The following is a 7631-nucleotide window of genomic DNA, read 5'->3' on the forward strand; positions in this document are numbered from 1 at the left end:
TGAGCTTCATTACTTACCACCATACAGTCCCAATTTGAATCCAATTGAGCGGCTTTGGAAAGTGATGAATGAGCATGTAAGAAATAATGAATATTTCGCATCAGCGAAAGAATTTCGAGAACGAATAAATTACTTTTTTGATGTAAAACTTCCAGAAATTGCAGATACTTTAACGAGTAGGATTACTGACAACTTTCAAACACTCACATCTGCAACTTGAGTTCACTTAGGTATAGAATGACACTCCGTCATAGTTAAATTGGTGGAAAGCTAATGTCTAATAAAAGCTATGCGTTTAGAGATAATCAGAAGTTCAATCAGTAGCTGATATGAAATCGTACCTTTGATAAATGCTGCGGCTTTATTAAAGAATTGGTAAAACAATCCACCTCTATTCTTGATATTGGTTGCGGGCCTGGCTCTGTGACCGTTGGTTTTGCTGATGCTAACCCGAGCGCCACCGTTATTGGAGTTGACTTTAATGAGTCGCAACTTGAAGTCGCAAGGTCACACACTCAACACCCGAACAGAGAGAACTTAAGTTTTGAACAGGGCAGTATTCATGAATTATCTTTCGAAGATAACAGTTTCGATTTGATATTCTGTCAAACTGTTTTCGTTCACATTTCAGATCATGAAAAAGCGTTATCAGAAATAATGAGAGTATTAAAACCGAATGGTATTTTTGCTTCTCGTGAAGTCATGAATAGTTTCATTGTCATGACTTCTGTGTCTGATATTTTGGAAAATGCAAGACGTGCTATTCACATGGGAGTCACTGTATCAGGCGGAGCTCCAGATGTTGGCTTATTTATGGGAGAAAAGTTACACACTGCAGGGTTCGAACACTTAAATCAGTCACTGTTTGGGAGAGGTCGCCTGTAGGCGAGGAAAGCAGAGAGTATTTTATTAATATACCCATATATGCGTTACTTTATGGTGAGCTAGGTAAACAAAGCATAAAAAATGGCTGGATAACAGCCAACGAGATTAATGAGTTAGAAAAGCTATGCTTCAAGCTACCTGATATCCCTTATGTAGTGTGGGGGATGCCTTTCGTTGAGACTATTGCAATGAAAAATTAATTAAACACCGGAGCTCGTTTGAGGTTGAAGTAGTTTAGTTCTTTTTGTATAAAGAAACAGAATCCAAAAATACATACTGCCATAGCAATACACGTTGCTATTGCAGCACCTTCAATATTTAGAATTGGGATTAGAAGCCAATTTAAAACAGCGTTAATGACTGTTGATGCGAGGAGTAAATACATTGTTACTTTCGATTTACCATTGTATTGAAGCCACACAACGCCAGCAGAAAGAAGAGCTGTGAGTATATAACCAAATAGTAATATGATTAGGCTGTTATAAGCGAGATGAGTGTTGTGTTGATAAGTCATTAATAGATCATGACCAAAATAAACGACAAGAAAAGCGAATGGAGTACAGCATAACAAACAGAGTTTAAAAGCCACTGTTATGAGTTTAATTTGTTGTTCTTTTGGCTCGGAGAGGCTTTTTGCAATTTTTGGAGAAAAGATTGCAATCAGTGCGAGTTGAATATAATAAAAAACATTATCGATACTTTGTGCTGCGGCATAGTGTCCGACAGCTATTTCATCAGCGAGATATTCAATCATGAAAATATCTAACTTTTGCATTAAATATTGAAGGCTTGTCGCAATCATCATAGGAACTGAGATGGCCAGCCAGGTTTTAGGTTTCAAATATGAAGGGGCTTTTTTTATTGGCATCAATTTAAATTTATTGATATAAAAAATACTGAATACGGTTAAACAGCATACCACTAGGATGCTCAAGCGAATTGCTGAAAGCTCATTAAGTACACCAAAATAAGTATTGTAGATGTAACAGAGTAATAAACTTAAAGCCGTATAGCCAAAAGCCCAAGGTAAAAAAGCAAATTCAAGCTTTTCTGCTGACTGTAGAACACTCGAAAGTAGATTGGATATTGCACAGATAGGAATAATAATGACAGCAATGAGTATTGGATGATAGTTCGCACCATCAAAAGTCGAGATATGATATTCATGCCCAATGAAGACAAGAATGCCCAAAGCTAATGTTACCGCTAACGATAGATAGGAATAAAATCTAACGTAATGCCATGAACCATTGGTTTGAGTATTTTTAACTTGAGAAAGTAAAAATTTAGGCGCTGCTGATGCACCCCCCATAATGGCAATGATACCTCCAAAATAGAAAAATGCTTCTGCTACTTTGAAATTACCGTAACTTGATGGACCAACAGTTCTTGATAAGTAGATGTTAAAACAAATACTTGTGAAGCCACCTAGGATGAAGATGGAGATTGTTGCAAGAGAATTTTTATATCTCGATATTAAAGAGGATAAAGCTGTACTCATAATTCCTTCTGCAACTAGTAGCGCCCCTAATCATAAAAGATAGCAGAAGGAATTTTATTTTCTATTATTAGTGGCGTTTACCCGAGTGTTTTTTCTTTCGCTCTTCTAATTTACGTTGTTGCTCTGCTTCTTTTTCCTCAAGCATTTTTGCTACTTCCACTTTTTCGGCAGCCGCCATCTCTGGCGTTTCAAGGGTAAGTTGACCAATTTTACCACTGCGAAATTCATGTAAAAGTAACTCAGAAGCTTTATGTAAATCGATACGGCCACCACCTCGAAGCGCACCTCTTCTTTTGCCGATTTCTTCAAGTAACTCAATAGGTTCTCGTGGCATCGAGTCAATTTTGTAACGCTCACAAATGTATTCAGGATACGCTTCTAAAAAATATTCAGCGGCAAAATAGGCGACATCAGCGTAATCCATCGCAGTATCTTTAATGGCACCTGTCACTGCTAAACGATAACTGCTTTTTTCGTTATCGACTTTTGGCCATAAAATTCCAGGAGTATCTGAGAGTACAATGCCGTTGCGCAAGTTGATACGTTGCTGAGTCTTCGTCACTGCTGGTTCGTTGCCAGTTTTAGCAATAACACGGCCAGCGAGGGTATTAATGATCGTTGACTTACCCACATTCGGAATGCCCATGATCATAGTACGGATGTCTTTATCATCCTTGTCACGTTGAGGGACAAGCTTGCGGCATAAGTCAGGAATTTTTTTAACCATTGACGCTTGGAGTGTTGTAATTGCACTGGCTTTTACACCTTGCTCTTGTTCAAGATATTCAATCCAACGAGCCGTTACTTCAGGGTCGGCCAGATCACTTTTATTGAGTAATTTAATGCACGGCTTATCACCACGAAGACTAGCAACCATAGGGTTTTCACTACTATAAGGAATGCGAGCGTCTAACACCTCGATAACGAGGTCTACCTGAGGCATGACTTTTTCTATTTCCTTGCGGGCTTTGTGCATATGCCCTGGATACCATTGTATTGCCATGTTTAAAAATCTTGTCAGTGATAAAGGGAGCGTATTTTAACTGGAAGAGGGGAAGAAGTTAAAGGGATTGATTCGTTTTCAACCCCTTTTAATGCATTTAGAACTTATAAGTTAAAGAAAGGGCACCAGCAGAGTGTCCTTCAAGATCAAACTTACCTAAATCATGGCTGTACTCTAATGTGCCATTTGAGTTGCACCCTGCATAAACAGATGCGATGAACTGAGGCGTAATATTCCAGCTTGCTCTAATAAAGGTTACAGTTTCTTCTATCTCAGCACTGATATCCTCACCATTAACGAGGAACCTGTGACGTTTCAAAGTGCCACCAATGCCAAATGAAACATCTTTGTTTAGCTGGTAACTAAGCTCTAAACCAGCTGGCCCACTAAAATCACTCTTAAATGGATTACCTAGTTTCCAATTGTCATTGATTTTCCAGTTGATGGCTAAATATGGAGTCGTCCTTACTCGATTCAAATCGTTAGTGTAAGCCACACCAACACCAACCATATTGCCAGATTCAAAGCGATATAAGCCGGAAGCAACGATGCCATAACTATGAGCATCAGACATTGATAAACCATCAACATATGAAGATTGGATGATAGGCGTAGCTGATAAAACCCAGTTTCTATCTAAAATATGACTCAGTGTTACCGAAGCCTTTACTGTTTTTACTTTATCCCAAGGTGCAATTGTTGTTGAGATAGGCAAAGACGGTCGAGCTATATCCCAGTCAAAATTTTCATTTTCATAACCAAATGAAAAACCCAGTTTCCAGCGTTGTGCTAATTGGAAATTCGAGTCAGCAGATAACATCCAAGTATCTCGTTTCAGCTCTGTATTATCATTTTTAAACTCTGAAGCACCGTTATAAATGTTTGTCGCAGATACTGAGAACTCTGCAGGTTGCTTTGCGAATGCACTTGCTGAGCAAAAAGCGATGAAGGCGATAGGGTAAATTAATTTGATGGTCATCGGGTTACCTAAAGTAATGATTATCTCTACAGATTATATAAAAAGATTATATTCAATGATTCTAATAAAAATATGACAAAGCACCGTGACTATTACGAAATAATTTTATTTAAGATCACAAATAATTGTTACATACGGATTCATTGATTAGAATGAATCGCAGAATTCAAGGGAGTTTTTTGTGACAGATACAATTTTTCAATTAGAGTCAAAATTTAAGCCAGCAGGTGACCAGCCCACAGCGATAAAACAGCTAGCAGAAGGGCTAGAATCAGGTATCGCATGCCAGACTTTGCTAGGCGTTACTGGTTCAGGGAAAACCTTTACTGTCGCCAATGTCATTGCTGACTTAGGCCGACCTACCATCATTATGGCACCGAATAAAACATTGGCAGCTCAGTTATATGGAGAGATGAAAGAATTTTTTCCTCATAATGCAGTTGAGTATTTTGTGTCTTATTATGACTATTATCAGCCAGAAGCTTATGTGCCTGCTTCAAATACTTTTATTGAAAAAGATGCCTCAGTAAACGCACATATTGAACAAATGCGCCTATCTGCCACAAAAGCCTTACTAGAAAGAAAAGACGTCGTATTAGTGGCTTCAGTGTCTGCAATTTATGGTCTAGGTGATCCTGATTTATATATGAAAATGTTACTCCATTTGCGTCAAGGCGATACGATGGGGCAGCGTGATATTTTAAAGCGTTTAAGTGAACTGCAATACAAGCGGAATGATATTGAGCTATCTAGAGGTACCTTTAGAGTTAGGGGGGAAGTGATTGATATCTTTCCTGCAGATTCTGATAGAGATGCTGTTCGTGTTGAACTGTTTGATGATGAGATTGATCGGGTCAGTGAATTTGACCCTCTCACAGGCAAACAAACAAGAATATTAGCTCGAACCACGATTTACCCTAAAACGCACTATGTTACTCCAAGAGATACGATTCTTAAAGCGACGGAATACATCAAAGAAGAATTAAAAGAATATAAAGAGCGATTGCTTGATAACAACAAGTTAATCGAGGCTCAGCGGATCACGGAGCGCACTCAATACGATTTAGAGATGATGACTGAGCTTGGTTATTGTTCAGGTATCGAAAACTACTCTCGTTATTTATCCGGCCGTGCAGAGGGTGATGGCCCTCCAACATTGTTAGATTATCTACCTGATGACGGCTTATTGATCATTGATGAATCGCACGTCACTGTGCCGCAAATTGGTGCAATGTATAAGGGTGACCGTTCACGTAAAACAACTTTAGTTGAATATGGGTTTCGCTTACCATCAGCTTTAGACAATCGTCCGTTAAAGTTTGAAGAATTCGAAAACTTGATGCCACAAACAATCTATGTTTCTGCTACACCAAGTGATTATGAGCTTGAAAGAAGTGGGGATGAAATTGCTGAGCAAGTTGTGCGGCCTACCGGATTGCTTGATCCTGAGATTGAAGTTCGTCCTGTCGGTATTCAAGTTGATGATTTATTGTCAGAGGTTCACAAACGAGTTGCCGTTAATGAACGAATTTTAGTGACCACGCTGACGAAACGAATGGCCGAGGATTTAAGTGAATACTTAGACGAACACGGTGTTAAAGTTCGATATTTACATTCTGACATTGATACTGTCGAACGAGTTGAAATAATCCGCGATCTTCGCTTGGGTAAGTTTGATGTTTTGGTTGGCATTAACTTACTTCGAGAAGGCTTGGATATGCCAGAGGTATCATTAGTGTGTATTTTAGATGCTGACAAAGAGGGCTTCTTACGTTCTGAACGTTCACTCATTCAGACCATTGGTCGTGCTGCTCGAAACATTAACGGTAAAGTGATTTTGTATGCGGATAAAATCACGAAATCGATGAAAAAAGCGATGGATGAGACTGAGCGTCGTAGAGCTAAACAACACGCCTTTAATATTGAAAACGGCATTACACCAAAAGGCGTTGTTAAGCGGATTACTGATGTAATGGACGTAGGTGCTGATGTTGAAGAACAAAATTCAATATCCACTCGTAAGGTGGCCGAACCTGCAGCTAGCTACCAAGTTCGTGATATTGCGAAGCTGAGTCGAGAAATCGATGAAATTGAAAAGCAAATGCTTGAGTATGCTAAAAATCTAGAGTTTGAAAAAGCCGCTGACTTGAGAGATAAAGTGAAGCATTTAAGGGAACAAATGGTAACTGCGAGCTAGATTCGTAGAAAAGGAAGAGCAATGATGAAAAAGATTATGTTGATAGTGTTATTAAGCTTTGCATTTATGCTGGCGGGATGTGCAGACTTGATCCACAACAGCCGTTCAAAAAATACTGTTTCTAGTAGTTTGACAAGTTTCTTGTATCCAACGGCTGAGGTGCCGCCTAAAGAAATCCCATCAATACCTGTATTAACTTTACCGATCAAAGTGGGCATTGCTTTTGTTCCGAGTAAACGAGACCACATTAATAACCAAGAGCAAGTAAAATTACTCAACAAAGTTAAAGCCTCATTTGAGCAGTATGAATACATTGATAAAGTGGAGGTTATTCCTAGCGTCTATTTAGATGCGGTTGGTGGTTTTAATACATTAGAGCAAGTGAGCCGATTGTATGATGTTGATGTAATGGCGCTGGTTTCTTATGATCAACTTAGGCAGTCTTATGATAACCCTGCATCTTTGCTGTATTGGTCAATTGTCGGCTTGTACGTGATCCCTGGGAATACTAATACGGTTCAAACCTTTGTTGATACAGCTGTTTTTGATATAAAAAGTCGAAAAATGCTATTCAGAGCTCCGGGGATACATAAATCAGAATCAATTTCGACTGCAGTAGGCTCGAAGAAAAAAATTCACGATGAATCATTAGCAGGTTTTGAAGCAGCTGTGACCAATATGATCCCGAATCTAGATAATGAACTGTCACGATTTAAAACACGGGTTAAAGAAGAGAAAGTTGCCAAAGTAAAAAAACGTGATGGATACAGCGGTGGAGCACTAGGCGGCACTTTGTTGATGTTGTGTTTTATTGGATTTAGAAGGTTCAGATCATAAGCCTAGAGGATAAGCTCGGCTATTTTAGCCGAGCAATAAATTAGGAGTGATTTTCTTCTAAGGGGAATTTGCCCTTAATCAGTTTTTACTTTGTCTAACCAGTTTATGCCCCATTCCTTGCCAGCAACAAACACTCACAGCAATACAATTTCTAATGTTTACTCGCTAAAAATCATATTATTTATGACAGACTATTTTATAACAAAACAGACCTAATGATTACATTTAT

General features: G+C 38.7%; 6 protein-coding genes and 1 pseudogene. 4 read left to right on the forward strand and 3 right to left on the reverse strand.

Translation table 11 applies throughout. The features are described from left to right. A partial coding sequence (locus JQC92_RS20025; RefSeq protein ID WP_205000922.1) for a transposase occupies window positions 1-220 on the forward strand: 220 nt, incomplete at its 5' end. A gap of 134 nt (window positions 221-354) precedes the next feature. Continuing rightward, window positions 355-885: pseudogene (locus JQC92_RS20030) on the forward strand (class I SAM-dependent methyltransferase); the annotation flags it as partial. 196 nt (window positions 886-1081) lie between these two features. Here JQC92_RS20030 and JQC92_RS20035 read toward each other — a convergent pair. The 3 genes from JQC92_RS20035 to JQC92_RS20045 all read right to left on the reverse strand — a co-directional run bounded on the left by JQC92_RS20035 (window position 1082) and on the right by JQC92_RS20045 (window position 4368). After that, a complete protein-coding gene (locus tag JQC92_RS20035) occupies window positions 1082-2386 on the reverse strand; it encodes an MATE family efflux transporter (protein WP_205001305.1) in 1305 nt (434 codons plus the stop codon). A 67-nt stretch (window positions 2387-2453) separates the two neighbouring features. Continuing rightward, window positions 2454-3389, reverse strand: coding sequence for a ribosome biogenesis GTPase YlqF (gene ylqF, locus JQC92_RS20040; protein WP_205001306.1), 936 nt, complete (start codon window positions 3387-3389; stop codon window positions 2454-2456). A 97-nt stretch (window positions 3390-3486) separates the two neighbouring features. Beyond that, a complete protein-coding gene (locus tag JQC92_RS20045) occupies window positions 3487-4368 on the reverse strand; it encodes a DUF6268 family outer membrane beta-barrel protein (protein WP_205001307.1) in 882 nt (293 codons plus the stop codon). 181 nt (window positions 4369-4549) lie between these two features. Here JQC92_RS20045 and uvrB point away from each other — a divergent pair, with 181 nt between their 5' ends. Together uvrB and rhlP are read left to right on the forward strand one after the other, a co-directional pair. After that, entirely contained in the window at window positions 4550-6565 is a 2016-nt protein-coding gene (uvrB, locus tag JQC92_RS20050) for an excinuclease ABC subunit UvrB (protein WP_205001308.1), read from the forward strand. Window positions 6566-6586: 21 nt separating this feature from the next. After that, window positions 6587-7402 carry a rhombotarget lipoprotein gene (gene rhlP / locus JQC92_RS20055; RefSeq protein ID WP_205001309.1) on the forward strand — a complete coding sequence of 272 codons (816 nt, stop codon included), beginning with the start codon at window positions 6587-6589 and terminating at the stop codon, window positions 7400-7402. The last annotated feature ends 229 nt before the right edge of the window (window positions 7403-7631 follow it).

The sequence above is a fragment of the Parashewanella hymeniacidonis genome (assembly GCF_016900895.1).
Taxonomy (GTDB): Bacteria; Pseudomonadota; Gammaproteobacteria; order Enterobacterales; family Shewanellaceae; genus Parashewanella; species Parashewanella hymeniacidonis.

Coding starts and splice junctions, on each gene's coding strand:
- JQC92_RS20035 (WP_205001305.1), bottom strand. CDS start 2,386: ATGAGTACAGCTTTATCCTCTTTAATATCGAGATATAAAAATTCTCTT.
- ylqF (WP_205001306.1), bottom strand. CDS start 3,389: ATGGCAATACAATGGTATCCAGGGCATATGCACAAAGCCCGCAAGGAA.
- JQC92_RS20045 (WP_205001307.1), bottom strand. CDS start 4,368: ATGACCATCAAATTAATTTACCCTATCGCCTTCATCGCTTTTTGCTCA.
- rhlP (WP_205001309.1), top strand. CDS start 6,587: ATGATGAAAAAGATTATGTTGATAGTGTTATTAAGCTTTGCATTTATG.